The 21,680-nt window shown below is 43.9% G+C and carries 21 protein-coding genes; 6 read left to right on the forward strand and 15 right to left on the reverse strand.

Translation table 11 applies throughout. From position 1 onward, the window contains the following. Positions 1-142 precede the first annotated feature (142 nt). From ACVW0P_RS17620 to ACVW0P_RS17645, 6 genes are all read right to left on the reverse strand, one after another. Positions 143-1,177 carry a LacI family DNA-binding transcriptional regulator gene (locus ACVW0P_RS17620; protein ID WP_354428859.1) on the reverse strand — a complete coding sequence of 345 codons (1,035 nt, stop codon included), beginning with the start codon at positions 1,175-1,177 and terminating at the stop codon, positions 143-145. Positions 1,178-1,468: 291 nt separating this feature from the next. Next, positions 1,469-2,905 carry an FISUMP domain-containing protein gene (locus ACVW0P_RS17625; RefSeq protein WP_457133224.1) on the reverse strand — a complete coding sequence of 479 codons (1,437 nt, stop codon included), beginning with the start codon at positions 2,903-2,905 and terminating at the stop codon, positions 1,469-1,471. A 154-nt stretch (positions 2,906-3,059) separates the two neighbouring features. Then, positions 3,060-4,454 carry a di-heme oxidoreductase family protein gene (locus ACVW0P_RS17630; protein ID WP_457133225.1) on the reverse strand — a complete coding sequence of 465 codons (1,395 nt, stop codon included), beginning with the start codon at positions 4,452-4,454 and terminating at the stop codon, positions 3,060-3,062. A 26-nt stretch (positions 4,455-4,480) separates the two neighbouring features. Next, a complete protein-coding gene (locus ACVW0P_RS17635) occupies positions 4,481-5,548 on the reverse strand; it encodes an imelysin family protein (RefSeq protein ID WP_457133226.1) in 1,068 nt (355 codons plus the stop codon). 6 nt (positions 5,549-5,554) lie between these two features. Continuing rightward, positions 5,555-5,977 carry a QcrA and Rieske domain-containing protein gene (locus ACVW0P_RS17640; RefSeq protein ID WP_457133227.1) on the reverse strand — a complete coding sequence of 141 codons (423 nt, stop codon included), beginning with the start codon at positions 5,975-5,977 and terminating at the stop codon, positions 5,555-5,557. Between the two features lie 10 nt (positions 5,978-5,987). Beyond that, positions 5,988-7,223 carry a hypothetical protein gene (locus tag ACVW0P_RS17645; RefSeq protein WP_457133228.1) on the reverse strand — a complete coding sequence of 412 codons (1,236 nt, stop codon included), beginning with the start codon at positions 7,221-7,223 and terminating at the stop codon, positions 5,988-5,990. Between the two features lie 132 nt (positions 7,224-7,355). Between ACVW0P_RS17645 and ACVW0P_RS17650 the strand changes: the two genes are divergently transcribed. Then, positions 7,356-7,964, forward strand: a complete 609-nt coding sequence (locus tag ACVW0P_RS17650) for a DUF1684 domain-containing protein (RefSeq protein WP_457133229.1) — start codon at positions 7,356-7,358, stop codon at positions 7,962-7,964. Between the two features lie 79 nt (positions 7,965-8,043). Then, positions 8,044-8,841, forward strand: coding sequence for a DoxX family protein (locus tag ACVW0P_RS17655; protein WP_457133230.1), 798 nt, complete (start codon positions 8,044-8,046; stop codon positions 8,839-8,841). Positions 8,842-8,918: 77 nt separating this feature from the next. Here the strand turns inward: ACVW0P_RS17655 and ACVW0P_RS17660 are convergent, their stop codons facing one another. After that, positions 8,919-9,884, reverse strand: coding sequence for a hypothetical protein (locus ACVW0P_RS17660; protein WP_457133231.1), 966 nt, complete (start codon positions 9,882-9,884; stop codon positions 8,919-8,921). A 75-nt stretch (positions 9,885-9,959) separates the two neighbouring features. Between ACVW0P_RS17660 and ACVW0P_RS17665 the strand changes: the two genes are divergently transcribed. After that, complete coding sequence (locus ACVW0P_RS17665) at positions 9,960-11,210, forward strand: Na+/H+ antiporter (protein ID WP_457133232.1); 1,251 nt, start codon at positions 9,960-9,962, stop codon at positions 11,208-11,210. Positions 11,211-11,219: 9 nt separating this feature from the next. On the opposite strand, the gene ACVW0P_RS17670 is transcribed toward ACVW0P_RS17665, so the two are convergent. Both ACVW0P_RS17670 and ACVW0P_RS17675 read right to left on the reverse strand, forming a co-directional pair. After that, positions 11,220-11,846, reverse strand: a complete 627-nt coding sequence (locus tag ACVW0P_RS17670) for a 2OG-Fe(II) oxygenase (protein WP_457133233.1) — start codon at positions 11,844-11,846, stop codon at positions 11,220-11,222. Positions 11,847-12,025: 179 nt separating this feature from the next. Beyond that, positions 12,026-13,891: a M1 family aminopeptidase gene (locus tag ACVW0P_RS17675; protein WP_457133234.1), complete on the reverse strand. Its 1,866-nt coding sequence runs from the start codon at positions 13,889-13,891 to the stop codon at positions 12,026-12,028. 112 nt (positions 13,892-14,003) lie between these two features. On the opposite strand from ACVW0P_RS17675, the gene ACVW0P_RS17680 reads away from it, so the two are divergent. Together ACVW0P_RS17680 and ACVW0P_RS17685 are read left to right on the forward strand one after the other, a co-directional pair. After that, positions 14,004-14,174, forward strand: a complete 171-nt coding sequence (locus tag ACVW0P_RS17680; RefSeq protein ID WP_457133235.1) for a hypothetical protein — start codon at positions 14,004-14,006, stop codon at positions 14,172-14,174. Positions 14,175-14,183: 9 nt separating this feature from the next. Continuing rightward, complete coding sequence (locus ACVW0P_RS17685; protein ID WP_457133236.1) at positions 14,184-14,306, forward strand: hypothetical protein; 123 nt, start codon at positions 14,184-14,186, stop codon at positions 14,304-14,306. 37 nt (positions 14,307-14,343) lie between these two features. Here ACVW0P_RS17685 and ACVW0P_RS17690 read toward each other — a convergent pair whose 3' ends face one another. From ACVW0P_RS17690 to ACVW0P_RS17700, 3 genes are all read right to left on the reverse strand, one after another. Then, on the reverse strand, positions 14,344-16,497 hold the full coding sequence (locus ACVW0P_RS17690) for a GH92 family glycosyl hydrolase (protein ID WP_457133237.1): 2,154 nt from the start codon (positions 16,495-16,497) through the stop codon (positions 14,344-14,346). 166 nt (positions 16,498-16,663) lie between these two features. Next, positions 16,664-17,563, reverse strand: coding sequence for an SDR family oxidoreductase (locus tag ACVW0P_RS17695; protein ID WP_457133238.1), 900 nt, complete (start codon positions 17,561-17,563; stop codon positions 16,664-16,666). A 93-nt stretch (positions 17,564-17,656) separates the two neighbouring features. Next, a complete protein-coding gene (locus ACVW0P_RS17700) occupies positions 17,657-18,235 on the reverse strand; it encodes a Crp/Fnr family transcriptional regulator (protein ID WP_354428836.1) in 579 nt (192 codons plus the stop codon). 118 nt (positions 18,236-18,353) lie between these two features. On the opposite strand from ACVW0P_RS17700, the gene ACVW0P_RS17705 reads away from it, so the two are divergent. Continuing rightward, positions 18,354-18,662: a DNA alkylation repair protein gene (locus tag ACVW0P_RS17705; RefSeq protein WP_354428834.1), complete on the forward strand. Its 309-nt coding sequence runs from the start codon at positions 18,354-18,356 to the stop codon at positions 18,660-18,662. A 113-nt stretch (positions 18,663-18,775) separates the two neighbouring features. Here ACVW0P_RS17705 and ACVW0P_RS17710 read toward each other — a convergent pair whose 3' ends face one another. The 3 genes from ACVW0P_RS17710 to ACVW0P_RS17720 all read right to left on the reverse strand — a co-directional run bounded on the left by ACVW0P_RS17710 (position 18,776) and on the right by ACVW0P_RS17720 (position 21,627). Further along, positions 18,776-19,696 carry a helix-turn-helix domain-containing protein gene (locus ACVW0P_RS17710; RefSeq protein ID WP_457133239.1) on the reverse strand — a complete coding sequence of 307 codons (921 nt, stop codon included), beginning with the start codon at positions 19,694-19,696 and terminating at the stop codon, positions 18,776-18,778. Positions 19,697-19,766: 70 nt separating this feature from the next. Continuing rightward, positions 19,767-20,609 (reverse strand): SDR family NAD(P)-dependent oxidoreductase, encoded by an 843-nt coding sequence (locus ACVW0P_RS17715; RefSeq protein WP_457133240.1) that lies wholly within the window; start codon positions 20,607-20,609, stop codon positions 19,767-19,769. A gap of 121 nt (positions 20,610-20,730) precedes the next feature. Beyond that, entirely contained in the window at positions 20,731-21,627 is an 897-nt protein-coding gene (locus tag ACVW0P_RS17720) for a helix-turn-helix domain-containing protein (protein WP_457133241.1), read from the reverse strand. Positions 21,628-21,680: the final 53 nt, after the last annotated feature.

A 21,680-nucleotide genomic window follows, 5' to 3' on the forward strand; every position in this document is an offset into this window, starting at 1 on the left:
TGCGTGAGTTACGCAACCGTTTGCGCTATTTTACGCAACCGTTTGCGTAAAATTCACTTATGTGCTGATTAGCAGATTATTATTGGCTTAAAAAGGGCAATAACACCATTTAATATTTGGTTAACACAAAAAGGAGGGTTAATTATTTGGCAGAAGAGTAATCTATCATCTCCGAATCGATGATGTGTTGCAATAACGGCAACTCTGAGGCGTTGGGCTGCATTGCATTATTTATCAACTCGAAAAGGAAACCCGCGGCCATCGAAGATTGCTTGTTTGCGAATTGCTCTATTGACCCTAAAGGCACGCTATCCATATACTCCCAAATAGGCAGGTTGGCAAAACTAATAAAGCTGATATCTTTATTCACTACAAGGCCGGCCGCTTTTACTGCGGCAATGCAATCCAGCAAAACATAATCGTTAAATACAATAACGGCGGTGGGCGGTTCTTCTAAACCAAGCAGTTTATCTATCGCCTTAACATTATCGGCTTTGGCGAGCGTGGTAGATACAATAATGTCCTGATCCATCGGCAGGCTATTCTCTTTCAAACAACGGAAATAGATCTCCAGCCTTTGCAGCGTAGCCGCCAGTTTAGCGGGGCCATTAATTAAGCCGATGCGGCTATGACCAATACCAACCAGTTTGGTGATGGCCTGCAACATGCCCGATACCAGGTTACAGGCTACGTAGTTTATATCTTTGCGGTTAGGTACCCTGTCAAAAAACACCACAGGGATGTTGTATTTCTTCAGGCTGTCGAAATGTTCGTAAGTGGAAGTTTCTTTGGTAAGCGATACCAGGACGCCATCTACCCGGTGGTCTTTCATGTTCTCCACTATTTTTTTCTCGCGCTCAAAGTTATCAAGCGATTGCCCGATAATAACGTTGTAGTTACTGGCTTCGGCGGCATCCTCTACACCGGTTAGCGCGGCCGAGAAAAATGGTTCAGAAAGATCAGGGATAATAACACCTATAGTATAGGTTTTACGCTCCTTAAAGTAGATGGCCATTTTATTGGCCTCGTACCCAAGTTCCTTCGCTACTTTGTGTACCCGCATAGTAGTTACCAAACCAATACTCGGATGATCGTGCAGCGCCCGCGATACGGTAGATGCAGATACATTGAGCCGCTTGGCTATCTCTTTAATAGTAGGTAACTTATTGTTCGACATGTGTTGCTGGTGGAGCAGTACTTATTGGCTAAAGTACTATATTAATTGTAAAGCTAACAATTTACCGGTTTGCTGAAAGGATAAAGGAGATGTTAACCGCCTGGTCTTTACATCAACATGGGGGTGCGTTGCGATAATATAGCACTGCCCTATTGCTACCGCTTTTTACGGCCACAATTAATGGCGGGTTACCCTACTCATCTTAGCATTTATATTAATGCCTTTTTTACACTAACAAAAAAGCGGGCTGCCTTTAGGGCAGCCCGCTAATTATATATTATTTATAATTACTTAATCTTTAATACACCTTATAGATAGGCCATCTGCTTTGGGCTTATCTGCAAAATCAAAATATCCCTTAACGTAAAAATCAATATTTTTGGCAGCAGTACTACTTTTTTCGGTAGCTGTCCACCAATAAGCCCAATAGCCAAAATTAGCAAACTCCCCCTCAACAACAAACACTCTCCCGCCGCCGCCTAAGGCTGTAAAACCGGTTTCGTTAGTGCCTATATCTGCCGCCCAGTGTTTGGTGCCTTTCTCACGCATCTTTATACCAGTTTCGCGCGAGTTGCCTACATTCTGATAAAGTATCCGCCATTCGTTTTCTGTAGGTATATGCCATCCTTTAGGCGCCAACTGGTGTGTGTTAGTAATTGCATACCAATTATAAAGCAAGCCATAAACGCTACCATTACTTTTATCGTTTTTATAATCACACCAAGCACCGTTGAGGGTGTTTCGCCATCCTTTTTCATCGGTTATATTAGGTAGCCCCGCACCATCCCTGTAATGGGTAACTTTCAAGTTTTCTGCCATCCAGGTTTGTTTGCCAATTTTTACCGTTTTGTAAACATTGCCGTCAACATCCGTCATGCTGCCATATACCGGCGGCGGCGGTGTAACTGTCAAAGTTGCTGTTGCCGCGCCTGCGGAATAGTTACCTGCAGCGGCTTGCTCTGCCTTTATCTCGGCCACACCTGCACCTTTGATAGTAACTTTATCGCCGCTTACTGTTGCTACAGTAATATCACTACTTGTGTAGATAAAAGCGCCTTTGCTGTTACTTGTTGGCTTTGTTAAAACAAAGGGTGCATCGGTAGTAAGTTTTGCCGATATAGTAAAGCCTGTTATTGTAGGCTTTACTGCACTAACAGTTAGTGTGGCTGTTGCTACGCCAATGCCATAGTTACCCGCAGCGGCCTGTTCTGCCCGTATTTGGGTGGTACCCGCACCTTTTATGGTGATTTTGTTGCCGCTTACCGTTGCTACAGCGGCGTTACTGCTCTCGTAAGTAAAGTTACCGGCACTGTTGCTTTTAGGTGCTGTTATAACAAAAGGGGCATCGGTAGTAAGTTTTGCCCCAATAGTAAAGCCTGTTATGGAAGACCGCGTGGTATTTACATCTAATGTTGCGGTGATAAATGCCGCGGTAAATTTATCTGATGCTTCTTGCGAAGCGGTTATTATGGTGCTGCCCACACCTGTAATTTTTATGGTTGACCCATTTACCGTTGCTACACTTGCATCGCTACTTTTATAAGTTATGGGTGAAGTGCTGTTAGTTTGCGGTGGCGTGATTGCAAACGGAACATCTTCAAACATTTTGTGAGGCACGGCAAAATTGGTCATTACCGTTGTTTGCTGTTTGTACTCAATGCTTTTGGTGCAGGCAACAATTATAAAACAAATAGATGTCAGTGAAATTATTTTGTAAAATCGTTTCATCAAATATATTATAATGCCTATATATCAATGTTTTAAGGCTGCCCAAAGATAATTTTTTATCGCCACATCTTTCGGCGGGCAATAACATATTATCTGCGTAATAAAAAGCCCTTAGCAAATAGCTAAAGGCTCTCAAAAGGGCTTTAATTCATCATTATAACGATTCCACAAACGCGACAAGGGCGGCGCGCTCAATCTTCGACATATTGTTCACTTTGTTCTTGGCTGATAGCGCTTCGCCGCCATGCCACATAATGGCTTCGGTTAGGTTACGCGCGCGGCCGTCATGTAAAAAGTTTGTGTGCCCGTTCACTTTTTGGGTAAGGCCGATGCCCCATAATGGTGCTGTGCGCCACTCGGTACCTGTCGCTAAAAAATCGGGGCGGTTATCGGCAAGGCCGGTGCCAAGATCATGCAACAGCAGATCGGTAAACGGATGGATGAGTTGGTTACTTACCTGCGGCAGGCTAACATCCACCCCGGTACGCATATCCGCCTTGTGGCATTTAATACATCCGGCAGAGATAAATAAGCCTTTGCCCTGCACTACTTGCGCATCGGTAACGCTGCGGCGAACAGGTACTGCCAGGGTGCGCACATAAAATTGTACGCTGTGTAAAAGGCTATCCGTCAATTCGTATGTTTTGCTGTTAGGGTCGCTGTCAAATTGGGTTTGGCCATCGCTGCTTTCTTTAGGGAATATAAAATTGGTGATACCAATATCGCCATTGTAAGCCGCGCCTACCTGCTGTAACAAGCTTGGCTGATTTGCCTTCCAACCAAAACGACCCAATACCTTTTGGCTTTTAAGCACATCCCAAACCATATTGGCTTTACCACTTATGCCATCGCCGTCTTTATCGCCAGGGTCGGCATTGCCAAGGATGGTGTTATCGGTAATGGCCTCTAATAAGCCTAAGCCAAATACCGGCGCTGCCACACGTGGCGATAACATAACGTTACCCGGCATGGTAGTGTACAGGCTATTAAAAGTATAAGTAGGCGCCCTTAACGAATACGTGCTGCCATCGGCAAACTTATAAACGGTTTCTGTATAGGTGATGGCTACATCCCCTTCGCGTTGTTTGTTTAACAAGGAACGGGTTTGCAACTGATCGCCGTAGCCGGGGACAGGCACCGGGTTACCGTGCTCGCCCTCGCCGGGGATGCTTAGCCTGAACAGCATATTTGCCGCCGACTCGCCCAAACCGGGTACTTTACCGCGCCCGTCAGATACGTGGCACGACCCGCAGGATACGTTATTAAATATTGGCCCTAACCCCGGGTTTAACGGGGCTGGTGCCGATACAAATGTCGCGTTAAACTGCCCGTCGCCAATTTCGTGGATCCGTAAAAGGTGCCCCGGCAGGGATGAAAAAGCATGCGAAAATGCACCGCTTCCCTGGTCAAACGCGGTTTGGCTACCGCCGCTTAACCACTCACTATCCGGGTTCTCACTGGCTTGGATACTATCAGCTTTCCTGCACGCCACCTGCAAAGCAACCATCGTAGCAAGAATAAATAATACAGCTATAGTAGTTTTTCTCATGTTGGATGCTATCCTATTCCTATAAGTTATTTGGTGTATTGTACCAAAAATGGTTTTAATTTCTCGTCGATAACGGTGGCAAGTTCGCCAACCTTGGTCATCGCGTTTTGCACTTTAGATTGTTCAGATATTATCGCTTCGCCAAAAGGCTTATCAATTGCCTGTAAAGCAGCAATGGCAGCAGCATGCTTGCTCTTGATCTCGCTATCTAACGATAGGTTGTTAGCACGAACAATATCTTCAACACCTTTACCATCAGCAGTAAAATTGCCCTGGTAAATAACCATTATACCCTTGATGTTGTTGGTAAAGTCGGTAATAGAGTTTTTAGCGAAAGGGCTTTCTTCTAAAGATGGATTTTGCGCGTCAAACGGTTCTTTTATCTTAGCGTCGCCTACTTCGCCCGCAATACCACTCATGGCATCAGCAATTTGTACAAAAGCAGCCTGTTGTGTAGTAAACTCGTTAGACCCACTACCGGCTTTAGCCAATTGGTCTTTGTAACCGCTTGTCCATACATCTCTTACTTCCAGGCTTAGTTTTACAAGGTTTTGGGTAAGGGCGGCTAAAAATTCCTTTTCGCGCGGTTTTAGTTGCGCGGCTGTTTTGGTACCGTTTTGGCCCCAAAGGATAAACTCAATCGGGTGGAAACCTTTTAACGCATCATCAAGGCCATCTACATAAGCCTCGTTAAGCACATCTGTTCCGTTTATTATAGTGTTAAGAGCATTAAAATCTACCGGCCATGTATCGATACGCGGATCGATATTATTTGATTCTACCGGGCCAAACAACCAGGCCTCAGTTTGCTCCCATGTGGTACGGATGGCTTTCCATTTTGTACGGGCCGTTGCCAGGTTGGCATCAGTTGGGGTAGTGTTTAAAGCAGTGACCGCAATTTGCAGCTCCTGTGTTTTTGCATACATATCTTCGTACGATGCTGCACAAACGTTTGCAGATATATTAGCCAATACTTCTGTTTTAAGTGTAGCCGAATCTGTGTTGTTATCAGTCGGGGCGTTCTTTGAACATGATAAGCCAAGTAAGGTAAGCGGCAATACCAGCGCAAGCGTTTTTTTGATAGATGTATTCATATATATTTAACTTAAGTGGATGATGATTTGATTATTGATAACCTCTGTTTGATAGGTTTTTAACGAGCGCAGGGCGGGCTCTTTAACAACTTTCCCATCCAGGTCGAAAATACTGCCATGGGCGCTGCAAAATATTTTATTGGCGGCCGGCGTAAGGCCAACACCTTCGTGTGTGCACCTTAAATAAAGCGCTTTGTAACCCTCGCCATTTTTTATCAGCAGGATATCATATTCTAATTGTTTGGCACGTACTACCACCATATTGCCTGCAGTAAAGCTGTTTGTAGCTACCTCCACTGTACCTGCACTTGCGCCGGTTGCTTTAACCATTGGCAATGGCGTTGAGCACGACTCCAGCATGGAGACGCCCGAAGCCGCTAAAACACACGCCGCACATCCCGATTTTATAAAGCTTCTCCTGCTGCTCATATCTTTCTATTTAGAAATTGTAGGCTACACCCAAATTTACAAAGCCATTGTTTTTAAAATACGGTACCTGCTGCGGGAACGGCGTTACAACAAGCGCCTGGTTAAAGTCGCCGGTACTGCGGTGCACGTAATCGCCTTTTATGGCTATACCCCTAATGGGTTTGTAAGTGAACCCGGCTACGATATAATGTTTTTCGTTCGCCTTATTCTCTAATCCGTTAGATGGGATCTTCCCGTTTAAGTTTACATACTCGTAACGGCCAAAAAGGATAAATGCCTTCTCGCCTTTGTAGGTTGGATAAAGCAGGTCATAACCTACTTCGGCATAGCCACCGTACATGGTTTGGGGGGTGTTATTTGCAAATGCCCTGTTAATGGCATCGGCATTTTTTATATTGACGATGGTACCAATAGCGCGTACCGTAATACCGGATTTTGAGTATTGCACGTTCATCTCGCCCAAACTTACCGGGTTACCAAAAGCACCTGAGCTTAGTTGTAAACTATCCGCCACACGCTGTTCTTTAGCGGTCGATCCACCATAATAGCCCGACGCCTGGATCCTGAAATCGTTTATGTAATATAACAGGGATGCGTTAATACCAAGGTTCATCCCGTTAGTGGCCTGGCCAAGCTGCCTGCCATCCCCAATACCATTGGCACTGCTAAAACCTTGGGAATTTAAACCGTTAGTTAAGGATACGCTATAATTGAGACCAGGGATCTGAGTGAATTGCCCGTAAAGGCCCACACCTACTTCGCGCCAGGTTGAAGGGATTATTTGCTCTTCCAAAAATGGCCTGTCTACACCATTAAAGGTGGTTGGCAAGTGGTTCTCGTTTATAAAACCCACCCTCGGTACAAATAAACCGGCCACTAAATACGTGTTAGGGTTTAAGTTGAATTTCAGGAACGCCTGCTCCATAGAAATTTCACCAAGGCCGCTGCTGGTGCCTCCGTTAGCTACTAAGGCATCTTCAACTTCAAGCTCGGTAAACAGGGAAATTTTATTGTTGAATTTATGGCCTAAAAACAAAACTACACGCTTTAGGCTGGCTTCTGCGCTTTTGCGCTTGGTATCGATGCTATACTTAGCTTCGCCGTAACCTGATATAACGGTTGCCTGTTGTTTGTATATCAACCCGGCCGAAAGTGAATCTTCCTGAGTTAAAACCTGTGCCGATACTTTGCCTGCGTAACACACCGTTATTAAAAATATAATGAAAGTAAATTTCTTTAATTGCATAGCGTTTATTTGGCCCCAAATATAATTCTTATTTGGATTAATTCTAATTAAAAATAACACAGCAATTAAAAATTGATTGCGATTGCCATATCGCTATTCATTTTATACATTAGTAACTCATTAAAAACATGCATGAAATACCTTCTTTATCTTTTAATATTAATAAGCACTAACAGCATTGCACAGGACTATAAGACGCAGCTTGCCGCGCATCGGGAGAGCTACAAAAACGACTTTGTTACCGATAATCATGCGCCCCTGAAGAAAGCAGACCTTGTTAACCTGCAGTTTTTTGATGCGGACAGCACCTATCGTGTTAATGCTGTTGCAGAGGTATTAACCAATCAACCTACTTTTCAAATCTCGACGTTTGATGGCGCAAGGCAGGCCTATGTAAAATATGCCCTGGTAAAATTTGCGCTGGGAAGCAAGCCTTATCAACTTTATATCTATAAAAACGTGTCGTTTGCAAACGTACCTTCGTTGATTGATTATTTGTTTTTACCCTTTACTGATGATACCAATAACGCCGAAACTTATGGTGGCGGCCGCTACATTGATCTTCAAACAGGCGATATAAAAGACGGGCACGTAACTATTGATTTCAACAAAGCCTACAACCCCTACTGCGCCTACAGCGATGGTTACCAATGCCCCATGCCTCCCGAAGAAAATAATTTAAAGCTAAAGGTTGAGGCAGGTGAAAAAAAGTTTACAGGGGAGAAAAAGCATCGCCAATAGGCCAAATATTAATTTATGAATAGTTTGGCAAATTTGTAAATTGCGTAGGTAAACCAATTATAGATTTTTTTTCCTTATCATGCAAAACCCTGTTAAAGTATGGCGTGTGCTTTTTGCGCTGTCCATCGTTGCCATTGCTATACAACAAGTTGTGTTTTCAACCTTTATGCCGGTCATTATTCCCTGGCCTGCAGATATCGCAACTTCAAAGCTTGCCGTTTGGGTGGGCAGCGTTGTACTGGCAACTATAGCAGTATTCGTTATGGTTGATAACAAGGCACGGCCTGCCGCTATTTATCTGGGGTTGCTGTTCCTGCTATTACTCGTCATATTCCATATACCAAATCAATTTTTAACCACGCCCAAATTCTTGGGTAGCTGGGCCAACAGCCTTAAAATATTTGCGCTAAGCGGGTGTGGCTTTATTATAGCATCGGCATTACCGCAGGGCAATTACACCACCGGGTTTGAGGGCATCTTACCTGCAGGTAAATATTTCCTGGCTATAACCATGCTGGTATTTGGTGTAGAACATTTTGTGTATGCCGATTTTGTGAAAAACCTGGTACCTAAAGGCCTGCCCGGCCACCAGTTCTGGACTTATCTTACGGGAACAGCACTTATTGCCGCTGGGCTTGGCATTATATTAAACATCAAACGCAGGCTTGCAGCGCAGTTGCTTGGTATTATGGTCATGATCTGGTTTGTGATGCTCCACATTCCCCGCGCCATGGCCGATCCGCACAACCTAAACGGTAACGAGATCATAAGCGCATTTGAGGCATTGGCCTTTAGCTGTGGTGCGTTTGTATTGGCGTTGGTGAATAAAACAAATGTTATCCCTATAACGGCAAGGTCGAAAACAAAAAAGGGTTAACATCTTGCTAACCGTTTTTATAAAGTTCCCCTTCCAACTACTTCGCGTTAGAGTAGTTTGATGTATCGGTGGGACGTTTATTTTACCCTTGTGGCTTCAAAAATAAACCAGGCGTTAAGTACAACGTAAGTAACCAACAAAACCTGGGCAGCTACAAAGTCAAACTTTTTGGCCTTTTCTACCTGGTCGCGCTTGATGAGTTTAAGAGAGTATGACGTACCGATAATTACCGATAAGATAAACAACAATGTAAGACCGTGCAAAGTATCTACCAGTGTGAAGGTGGTGGATTCGGGCAGGGCGGAATCGACAATGTACTTGTTACCAATCACCGCAAACAAAGCGCCCACGCTCAGGCCAAACCTCGAATCGATGCTATCCGTATGGATATAAAAACACATGTAGGCGATAAGGAAGGCAACGTACATCCCCAGAAACATTTTCCAGAACAGGCCCATCGCATCGCGGGCAACGGTTAGGCGGACTTTAAAATTACTGTATTCGGTATGGGGCTTGGCCATGCTGTCATCGCCAAAAGCGGTTTCGTATTTTTTAATGCCGGTTGTAATATTCAGGCTATCGATGTTCCATCCCCTAAGTACAAACCTTGGGTCGAACGCTTTACCCAAAGTATCAGCGGCAAACACAAGCGACTCTGAGTCAAACTGCGAATTTTCTATAGAGAAGCGCAATTTCTGCTTATCGAAAGGAAAATTGTCTATCGCCCATGAATCTTTCATAACACATTGTAATTTCATCAGGATATAGACCTTGTTATCGCTCGAATCCACCGTGGAGTAAGATTGGGTAACGGTTTTAGCCTGCGGCACCTCCAGGTTATGCAAAAAATCGAATTTCTTGTTCTTATACTTTAGCCATAACCAGAGGCTTACGGTGTACTCTTTATCCTTAAAATTGATGTCGTGGATGCTGGTGATATAAACGCCTGCCTTTACAGTATCGGGGTGCTCTTTTTGTGCCTCTGCAGTTTGGGTAAATAGTATTATTGCAAAAGTAACTGCTAATAAAATACGTTTAAGCATTGCCATTTATACTGATTTTGAGGTACGTGCTAAAAATAGTCATTTTGTTTGATTAGTGTTACTTTAGCGCAAAGTATGGAAAACTACAGCATCGTAATATTTATCCTGGCCATTATGATAGGCCTGTCGGCAATTGCCGACAAGATAAAACTACCCTACCCTGTATTACTGATTGTAGCCGGTATCGGTGTGGGATTTGTCCCTTCGCTGCCGCATATAGCGCTCAATCCAGACATTATTTTCCTGATATTTTTACCGCCTTTGCTTTATGATGCCGCTTTTAATATCTCTTTTAAAACATTCACAACAAATATCAATACCATAGGCGCGCTGGCAATTTCGCTGGTATTTTTAACTGCATCAGGCATCGCGGTGTTTGCACATTACATCATCCCCGGCATGACCTGGCCGCTGGCATTCGTGCTGGGTGCTATCCTATCCGCAACCGACGCTGTAGCTGCCATGAGCATCACTAAAGGACTTGGCCTCTCGCATAGTACCAACACTATTTTAGAAGGTGAAAGCTTAGTAAACGATGCCTCTGCACTGGTCGCTTACCGCTTTGCAGTAGCTGCAGTTACGGGTACAGCTTTTATGTTTTGGAGCGCCACCTTACAATTTGTTATACTAATGGTGGGTGGTGTGTTGGTAGGTATGGCAATGGGCGCTATTTTAGGTTTTATACTTAAACGGATCCATCGCAACATAATGGCAACCGTTGGTTTTATGTTGCTGATGCCGTTTGTAACCTATCTAATTGCCGAAGACTTACATGTATCGGGCGTGATGGCTGTAGTGTTATTGGGTTTATCCATAGCACGTTTAAGCCAAACGGTTTTTCCGCAGAAACTGAAAGACCAGTCTAAATCCATTTGGGATATCATCATCTTTTTATTGAACGGTTTGATATTTATCCTCATCGGCTTGCAATTTCCGCTTGTAATAAAAAGCATGGATAGTGCCATGATATGGCCATATGTAGGTTATGCATTTGCAATTACCGTTATTGCTTTACTGCTGAGGATGGCACGCGTGTTTTCGCAAAAGTTCAACTTGCAGCAAGCCTTTAAAAAAGGCAAAGGGAAGATCACCGAAGACGCATTACTCGATTTTAAGAACAGTTTGATCATCAGTTGGTCGGGCATGCGGGGGATAGTTTCCTTAGCTATCGCGATAGGTTTGCCTGTTACCCTTGCAGATGGCCGACCGTTCCCCGAGCGCAATGCAATCATCTTTATATCTGTAGTGGTGGTATTGTTTACGCTGATAGGGCAAGGTTTAAGCTTACCATGGCTGGTTAAAAAATTAAAAACCGAAGATGGTTAACCTTTACAACTAATTTACAGCAGCAACCTTCAACCATCCTGTAATGCTCATCCGCGGCAGGTTAGTTATCAAAACCTCGTGCTCCAGTTCGGTGCTTTTAAAGAATACGCTTTTACCCGAGTTTGGAGTAATATCCTGCGATTCATTGCCCTGGTAAATACGCAAAGAGCCGCCATCAACCTCGGTATTCAGGTATATAATCATGGAGAAAGCCCGCGTTCCGTTCTGCTTAAAATTATCAAGGTGGCGTTTGTAAAAACTTCCTTTTTCGTAAAGCGTGTAGTGGAACTCATAGTCGGTTATCCCCGCATAGCAACTGCTGTTTAAATGGGTTACAAAGCTATCCATCACATCAAAAAAACTATTCTCGTGTATATCATTATGCACCCTGTCCAGCCAGTATATCTTATCGCCACGTACCAGCATATCATGGGTTACCAGTTTATTATTCCCTGTACCGGCTGCAAGCAATTTGTCACCGGCATAAAGCGCGTCAATATTATTTACAAGGTGGGCAGACAAGGCTTGGGTGAGGAAGTTTTTAACCGTACCTACGTTGGTGGCCAGGTAACTATCTATAAGTTCATTGAAGATGATTTCCAAATTGCAGTAAGGTACACTTAATAAGCGCGCCATTACAGCTTATTCGCTTTATATAGTTTTATCAATATAAAGTGGTGGCACCATTTTGTCAGTTAGCAAAAAACACAATGCGCTAACAATCAGTTATTTGAAAATACTTGCGTGCGTTCACGGCCGTGAACGTGAACATTTGATGGCATTCCGCTTCATTTTTGTTATGGATTACACTTAGCTCAGGGCTTCCAGCTATTGTTACTTTTATCAATATCGGCATCATAGGCAGCGCCTAACACCAGTTGCTTAACAGGCTTTTTAGCAGTAAAATTAAGCGTAACCGATTTAGCACCTGTTGCCCAGCATGCAATTGTTTTGTTTAACATTTCTATACTTCCATCGGTATAAAAAACAGTGAGATGGACGGGAACCGCTTCAGTCCCTAAATTACTAACGGTAACGGTGTAGTTTTTACCTGTATGGATAACCTTGCCAATAGCTAAGTCGGGCACACCTTTTTCAAAGAACCAGTTTTTCCAGAACCAGTTTAAGTTAACGCCAGATCCGGTATTCATGCTATTGAAAAAATCGTATGGGGTGGGATGTTTGCCTTTCCAGTTGTCGATGTAGTAGTGCAGGGCTTTCAGGAATAATTTATCGCCCAGCATTTCTTTTACATACAGGTACGCGAGGGCAGGCTTTTGGTCTTTATCCATAAAGCGGGCGGCACCGGCAAGTTGCGGCGTAAGCGTCATTACCGGCAAATCGGTTTCGGTGCCCGATTGGGTGTTGATGTCGCTCATATCATAATCTACCGGGATAGTACTGTCAATCATCGGGTGCAGATAAAACTCGGCCATGGTTGCCCAGCCCTCGTCCATAAATGAATATTTGGTTTCGTTAACGCCTACATAAAACGGAAATATAGTGTGGAAGATCTCGTGCGCGGTAAGTTGGATAGCATCTTTGGTACGCTCGAAAGGGTTATTATCCACCATCATCGGGAACTCCATTTCGTCGGGCCCATCAAACACCGTTTCGTGCGGATATGGATATGGCACCTGCGGGAATTTATAGCTGATAGCTTCCCCCGTTTTGCGGGCATAGCCGATTATAGGTTCATACGTTTTATGCTCTGGGTTGTAAACGGCCTCTACCCGTGTACGCCTTTGGGTTGCCGGGTCAACCACCAAACTCGTCGACTTCCACACATAGTGGTTACTAATGCCAAAGGCAAAATCAGTAACGTTATCGGCCTCAAACTTCCAATTGTTTAATTTATTGTTTCGGGTGATGTTACCTGCTTTAATATCGGCAGGAGTGATAATATTGATAACGCTGTCGCTAACGCCTGCTTTATCGATCAGCGCGGCAAATTTGGGTTGGTAAACTTCATGCTGATTTTTTAAGTCGCCGGTTGCCCAAACCTGGTAATTGCCCGGTACAGTAATATCAACATTAAAGTGCCCGTAATCGTTATAAAATTCTACCTGCCCTGTGTAGGGGTACGTGTTCCATCCATCAATATCATCGTAAACGGCTATCCTCGGGAAGAAATAAGCCAAAAAAAACGCGCCGCTATCTATTTGCCCTGTACGGATGAACGAGCCCTTATTAAGCGTGTAAGCGTAGGTAATATCGAAATGCGCTTTTGCACCCGGCAGTAGCTTTTTACCGCGGACAAACATATTTGTACCACGTATGGTAAACTTTGTTGAATCGGGCAATTCCCCATCACGGCTGATACGCTCGATTTCCACGCCATCTATTTGATCTTCTGCAGCGATAGCAATAGCCTTTGGCGAACTTTTTTGGAAAAGGTTTGGATATAATTTGAACAGGATAGATTTAAGCGTATCGGGGCTGTTGTTTTTATAATCGATACCAACGGTGCCTTTTAACTCGCGGGTTTGCGGGTCAACCTTTACTTTAATGGTGTAGTCGGCCGTATTTTGCCAGTAGCTTTTGCCGGGGGCACCTTTGTTGCTGCGGGTACCATTGACATATGCCTTTTTTATATTGGTAGCAATAGGTAATTGCTGAGCCGTGGCTGTAAAAACAACAAAAAGAAGCAATAATACAGCAACAGATATTTTATTAAGCATAAGTAAATTGTGATGGCCCTTTATAACGACAAAGCTAAGCCATTAGTTTAGAGCGTCGGGAAATAAAAGAAAGCAAAAAATTTAATAAGTTTAAACCTAAAACTTACTTCATATGCTTTACATCACACAACTCATCTACATAAAGCCGGGGCAGGAAGCCGCTTTTCATCAGTTTGAAGATGTGGCTATACCTCTGATAGCAAAATATAACGGCATGTTGCTGCTAAGGATACGACCTGATAAGCAGACCATCATAGCAAGCAATACAAAACATCCTTACTAGATCCACGTCGTGGAGTTTACGGCAGAGCAGGACTTACAAGATTTTATGAAGGATGAGGAACGCAAAAAATTCCTGCACCTGAAAGAGCGATCTATAGAATCGGTTGTACTGATAAAAGGCGATAAAATGTAAACAAGCAGCCCATCCGATGGGAAGGGCTGCTTGTGTTTTATTTGGTTACGATGTTGATATTTCCACCCGTTTTAAACAGATCGTGCGATACAAAATAACCGTTTATTTTTTTGCCGTTCACTTTAATGGCGGTGATGCCCCTGCCCTTGCCGGGCTTGCTGATGGTAAGCACCTTACCACTGCTGGTTTTCCATTTTACCTCATCAAATAATGGCGCGGTTACGATGTACTTAGGGTCGGTGGCAGAGAATGGGTATAAACCCATAGCGCTGAATACATACCAGGACGACATTTCGCCTGCATCATCCATACCGCTTAACTCCAGGCCTTCGTCACCTATACCGTAAAGGTTATTCAGAATATTATCAAGTACTTTCTGGGTTTTCTCGGGCTTACCTATAAAAGTATAAGCGAAAGGTGCTTCATGGTCCGGCTGGTTGCCCTGGCAGTATTGGCCCACCATGGTTTCTATGTTGCGGGCAATGTGCTTAGGGTTCCATGGCAAAGTAAATAACGAATCCAATTTAGATTCAAAGCCCTTTGCCCCGCCATATAGTTTGATCAGCCCCGGCATATCATGCGGTGCAAAAAACGACACCTGCCAGGCGTTTGCCTCACGGTACATATACTCGTAATAAGGTTGCTGCGGGTCAAACGGCTTTATCCAGTCACCATTATCCAAACGCCCGCGCATAAAACGGGTAGACGGGTCGAACATATTTTTATAGTTTTTTGACCGCGCCATCAGGATGCGGTAATTGGCCGTATCTCCCAATTTCTTCGCTATCTGTGCTACCGAATAGTCATCGTAAGCGTATTCTAATGTCTTTGAAACGCCCGCTTTCGCCTTGGTTTCTACTTCAGGGTGCGCGATATCCGGATCAGAGATATAACCTTTCTCTATATATTCTTTTATATACGGACGGGCACCGCCGTCTACATTGGCGTTCCTCAATAAAATTTTATAAGTGCCTTGTATATCAAAATCAGTGATACCCCTTAAATAAGCACCCGCGATAGAAGACGCCCCATGATCTCCATGGAAAAAAGTTGGGATGAACCCGGTTTTATCACCTACATCCTTCATAGATTTGATGACATTTAGGGTCACCTTTGGTGTAACCAGGCCTAAGAGCACATCCTTATTGCGGTAGGTATCCCATAGCGATGGCTCGGTATAATAATTAAAATCAACTTTGCCTACCTGATGCTTGGCATCGGTATAATCTCCGTTGATATCGCTGCGCAACGCCGGCCATAGGAACGACCTGTATAAGCATGAGTAAAACATCTTTGTTTGCTTAGCCGTACCTCCTTTTACCTGTATGGTTGATAGCAGTGTTTCCCATTTTTGGTTAGCCTCTTTACGGACCATTTCAAAACTTTTAGCGCCTATTTCTTTCTCCAGGTTTTCCTTAGCATTTTTAACGCTTACGAACGATAAACCTATCTTCAATTCTACCGGGCCGGTGCTGCCATCAGCTAAATGCAATATGGCATAGCCTGTGCGTTTACCTTCTTCCGTTTTATCCAGCTTTTCTATTTTGGTATTCAGCGTAGCATAAAAATAAACGTTCTCGCCACCCTGAAAACCCTGTACCGCCGAGGTGCTGTCTTGCTCAATTTTCCATGTAGTTACCCGGCTATTGGCTTTACCCAGATCGAAAAGGATCTCGCGGTTCTTGTTATTCTTAAACTCATATTTGTGGTAACCCGCCCTTAGGGTAGATGTTAAACTTACGTTGATGCCGTAATCATCCAAATAAACTTGGTAAAAGCCTGGCGATGAACTTTCTTTTTTGTGGCTAAATCTCGACCCAAACTTACTGCCGCGGTTTGACATAGGCAGGATAGGGATATTACAAAGGTTCCAATGCCCTTTATTGGTATGGGTAAACCCGAGGATAACCGAATCTTCGTACTGATAACCAGCGCCGGATCCGTAGGCCGTCATAGGGCTTAATTGCACCATAGCGTTTGGCAACGAGCTGCCGGGGAAAGTTAAACCAGCCCACGAACGCCAGTCTTTAGGTAACTCGTACCCTAATATTTTAGGGTCGTTAAGTGGCGCGGTACCGATAAAGGTATTTACGTATTTGGTGTACTGTACCGTTTGGGCATTGGTAGCGTTCCCGAATGTAAATAACGCCAACGAGGCCAAAAGAATAGACTTTGTAAATTTGTTCATCATAGGTTTATACGGCGTAATTGGTGTGCGCCGGTTTATTATAAGATGCAATTTATGGGCTTATCCCCCAAACCATCGGGTTTTATTTAAAGAAATATTATCGGCAAAGCTAATTTGTAGAATAAGTAAGCCCCGCATAATATTCGGGGCCTTATTTACGAACAGAATTTTATGCCCCGAAATAATGCCCTTCTTCCAGGTCTGCAATAAGGCCGGGGTGGCTTGGCTTGTAATTCAAACGTTCTTCGGTTGATTTGGCCGAGGCGGGAACATCAGAACCAAAGAAACCTGCAAACCAGCCAAAATGGGCAGGTGCATCTTCGGCAGAAACACTTTTAACAGGCAAATTCAAGTGCTTACCAATTATTTCAGCAATTTGGCGGGTCGGAATGCCTCCATCGCCAACGGCATGGTAGGTTGTTGCTTCGCCATTTTCTAATGCCAGCCTGAATAAACGGGCGGCATCTAAGCGGTGCACGGCGGGCCAGCGGTTGTTACCATCGCTGATATAGGCCGAAATTCCTTTTTCGCGGGCGATCCCGATCAACATCGGTACAAAACCCTGGTCGCCTTTATCATGTACGGACGGAGGCAAGCGCATAATAGACGCGTTTAAACCTTTTGCAGTTAGTGCGGCGGCGGCCTCTTCTGACGCCACACGCGGGTGGTGCGTAGTTTTAGAGGTAGCTACATTTTTTTCCAAGGCCATTTCGCCGGGTGCGTAAGCGCCCAGCCCGGTACCCGATGTAACGATCAGCGGTTTGTTTGTGCCCGCCAATACGTCGCCCATCGCTGCTATGGCATGCCTGTCGGTTTCACAGTTTTCCTGAAATTTAGAGAAATCATGAATAAAAGCGGTGTGGATAACGCCATCGCAGGCAGCTACTCCGCTCTTCAGGCTCTCCAGGTCTTCAAGGGTACCTCGATGCGCTTCGGCACCTGCAGCGATAAGCGATTTTGCCCCTTCATCTGAACGGGTGAGGCCAAGCACCTGGTGGCCTGTTTCAATTAAGTCTTTTACAATGGCCGAGCCGATAAAGCCCGTTGCGCCGGTAACAAATACACGCATGTTTTAATTTTTTGGTAAACGATTGTTATTTTAAACAATACAAAGGTCACCAATGCGAAATCGCAAAAAGAGGACATAGGTCACCGTTTTAAATTAAGGCCTAACCTGCGTGTGCCTGATACGGCTAAGCGTTTCGCGCGATACCCCCAGAAAAGATGCCACCATGTGCAGTGGTACACGCGCCATAATACCGGGGAAAGTTTTAACAAAGTTGTCGTACTTTTCTTCTGCGGTAGAGGTTTGGTTAAAAAACATACGGTCGCGCGTGCGATACAGGTTACGTTGAATAAGGTTATCCGAGTAAGCCTTTAATTTAGGAAGCTGCTCAAACAGTGCATCAAAATCCTTTTTAGTCCACATTACAACCTCGCTGGGTTCAAGCGCATCAATATTATAGACCGATGTGGTGAGGTTATTATAGCTTTCAGGGTCGGTAGTCCAGCTATTCTCCGGCGAAAATTGCAGGATATGTTCGTTACCATTTTCTGTTGTGCGGTACGTGCGCAACAAACCTTTGCAAACAAATATTTTGTACCGGCAAATTTCGCCCTGGTTCAACAATGAATCTTTACGGCGCAGGGATTTTTCAATAGCTGTAGCGCGAAATAATTCAACCTCATCGTTGGTTACGCCAGCATGTGCTTTTATGTAGTTCTCAAATTCGGCAAACATATAAATCAAAAATAGAGAAAAATATAGTGGTGAATAGTCACCGGTTTTTAAAGTTCACATTAATGTTTGATTTGTTTTTCCGATGGCTTAAATTCGAATTAACTAATCGAAATGGCAGATGATAACTTCGGAAATTCTTGACAAACTCGAATCACTCGGTGATGAAAAAGTTCGCCGGCACAACATCAAATGGGGAGCGCATGCTAACCAATTTGGCGTAAAAATGGGTGATATCAGGGCCATGGCAAAGCCAATAAAGATGAACCACGAACTGGCAAAAGAGTTATGGACAACCGGCAATATCGAAGCCAGTTTTTTGGCGACGCTGATCATCAACCCAAGGCTTTATCGATTGCCGAACTTGACAGCATGGTACGGTCTGAAAGGTTTGCACAGGTTATGGACTGGTTATATGCTTATGTTGTAAAGGAGCACGCAGATAAAGAAGCACTACGCGAAAAATTACCCAACACCTAAAGGATGCACATCGACATTTGCCCCCATCTGGATCAACGAGATGGTGAGCCGACAGGGATAAGTTTAATTAAACGAGCGCCTGAACTCCAGCGGCGAAAGGTTGGTTTTTGTTTTGAATAGCTTACTAAACGATTGCGGGTGCTCGAAGCCTAAGGCATACGCCACTTCACTAACGGATAAACTGGTGGTTGATAATTTCTCCTTTGCTTTTTCTATTAGTTTTTGGTGGATGTGTTGCTGTGCATTTTGCCCGGTAAGCGACCGCAGCATATCACTCAAATAACTTGGCGACAGGTTTAGCTTTTCTGCCAGGTAATGAACCGTAGGTATGCCTCCGCTTAACGAATCCTCGTTGGCAAAATACCCTTCCAAAACATTTTCCAATTGTTGTAACAAGGTACTGTTAACTGCTTTGCGGGTGATAAACTGGCGTTTGTAAAATCGATCGGCATAGGTTAGCAGTAGCTCTATTTGTGAAATAATCACATCCTGACTCAGATCGTCTATGCGGCTATTTAGTTCCTCATCTATCATTTTAAAAACCGACATGATGGTTGCCTTCTCCTCTTCGGATAGGTGCAGGCCTTCGTTGGTCGTGTATGAGAAAAAGCCATACGCCTTTATCTTTTTGGCTAAAGAATGATTCCAAAAAAAATCAGGATGAATAAGCAAGGTGTATTGAGAGCATACAACCCCTTCACTTTCTACATTACCCATTATCTGGCCGGGGGCAGCAAACAGCAGCCCGCCTTCATCAAAATCATAATAACCCTGGCCATATTTTAATTTGCCACCAAGCTTTGGCTTGTAAGATATTTTATAAAAGCTTAATACATGGTTATGCGGTGCCGATAGCGATTCCGGCCAGGCAGGCGCCCCATTTATCATACTGATCAACGGATGCTTAGGTTGAGGCAAGCCAAAAACCCGATGGGCATCAGACAGTGTCTCAAATTTAAGCAGGTTTTTTTCGTCCTTCTTCATTTATTAAAGTTAAGTAATTATAACCGGCAACGCTTTCCATTGCCAGTTACAAATAAATATTACAGGGCAATTACTTTGTATCACCCTGAGCCGAACGGGAAACTGAATCCCATTCTTCCCAAAGGGCTAAACGCTCCTGGTAAGCGCCACGGGTCCACGCCAAGTTATGACTGCCCAAATTAAACCTTAGCGGCGGGTGTTCGGCATCTACCACCTGGAACAGTGCTTGTGGCGTTGCATTAGGGTCGCCCCTTTCCAGGTCTTTTAAAGTGCCGAAGAAGTTCTCTTTAAAATCTTTATAAATGTCCAGTCCCGGTGCAAACTTTAACGACTCGGGGCTGCCAAACTCAGTAGCATAAGCACCCGGTTCTATAATAGTTACTTTTATACCGAAAGCTTTAACCTCTAAAGCAAGGCTTTCGTGAATAGCCTCAAACGCCCATTTTGAAGAACAATAATAGCCTATAACCGGCAACACTACGTGGCCAAGGTTGCTTGATGTACCCAAAATATGACCGAACCCCTGCTGGCGCAATAATGGCAAAGCCGCCTGAATAACCGCCAGCGTGCCGAAAATATTGGTATCGTACATCGCTTTCACATCATCGGCACTGGCTTCTTCAATTGTGCCAACTAATGAGTAGCCCGCGTTATTAAGTACAATATCCAACCTTCCAAAATGTGCATGTGCCTGCGCAACCACTTCTTTTACCTGTTCGGTATTGGTTACGTCGAGTTCTAACGTTAAAACGTTATCGCCATATTTTTCTTTTAGTTCGGCAATACTTGCTAGGTTACGTGCAGTAGCTGCAACTTTGTCGCCACGTTTAAGTGCTGCATCGGCCCAAACACGGCCAAAACCACGTGAAGCACCTGTAATGAACCAAACTTTATTATTTTGTTGATTTTCCATTTTTATTATTTATTAATGATACATCAAAGGTGGGCAGATCTCATTCGGGAAGTGTAGCCTAATTGAGGATGGTTGTAGCCAAAATGAGAAAGCACAAATTGTTTAAGTTTGCCGGTTTAATCTAATTCAGCAATTGCTTTTTAAACAGGTTGGGGCTGATGCCTACCTCCTTTTTAAAAAGACGCGAGAAGTAAGATAAATTTTCGAACCCAAGGGCATACGCAATTTCAGAAACTGATTTGTCCCCTCCCGTCAATTTGTGCTTTGCTTCGGATATTAAATAGATATGAATATGCTCTAACGCGGTTTTTCCGCTTTCCTGCTTTAACACGTCTGTTAAATATCCTGCAGATATATTAAGCCTGCCGGCAATATCATGTACAGATGGCAGGCCTTTGATATCCAGCATTCCACCGGCTACATAACGGTCAAGTTCGTCGTTAAATTTGGTTACCGTTTTGCCAGAGATCTCCGTGCGGCTAATGAATTGCCTTTTATAAAAACGCTGGCTGTATTTTAACATGGTATCAACATTAGCCAGGATCAGTTCGCGGCTGTATTCGTCCTGATTATTGCGGTATTCGGTTTCTATTTTATGATATAATTGCCATATTGTTTTTTCTTCGCTGGGAGATAAGTGCAACGCCTCATTGGTTTCGTAATCAAAATAATGGTATTTCTTAATATCATCATGCAGGATGTGTCCGTTCAAATAATCTCCGTGTACAAACATCAAAAAGCCATCTTCATCCATCTCAAGGTTTTTCATTTCGATAATTTGCCTTGGTTTAAAAAACATCATAGAACCCGATTGATGGTCATATTTGGTACGGCCATAAAGCACTACGCCCGAGATTATCTTTTTAAACCCGATCATGTAAAAGTCGCTGGTAAATTCACGGTCGCCTATTGTGCAAGATGTACCACCATTGCATTGATAAACACTGAACAATGGATTTTCGGGAGGTGGAAACCCATTCCCTTTATGTAAATCACTTAAACTTTTGTAATGGCGCATCGTAACGAAAAGATTAATAAACCACAATCTACACATTAAGCATGTGCAAATTG

Source organism: Mucilaginibacter sp. UYNi724, from assembly GCF_054057495.1.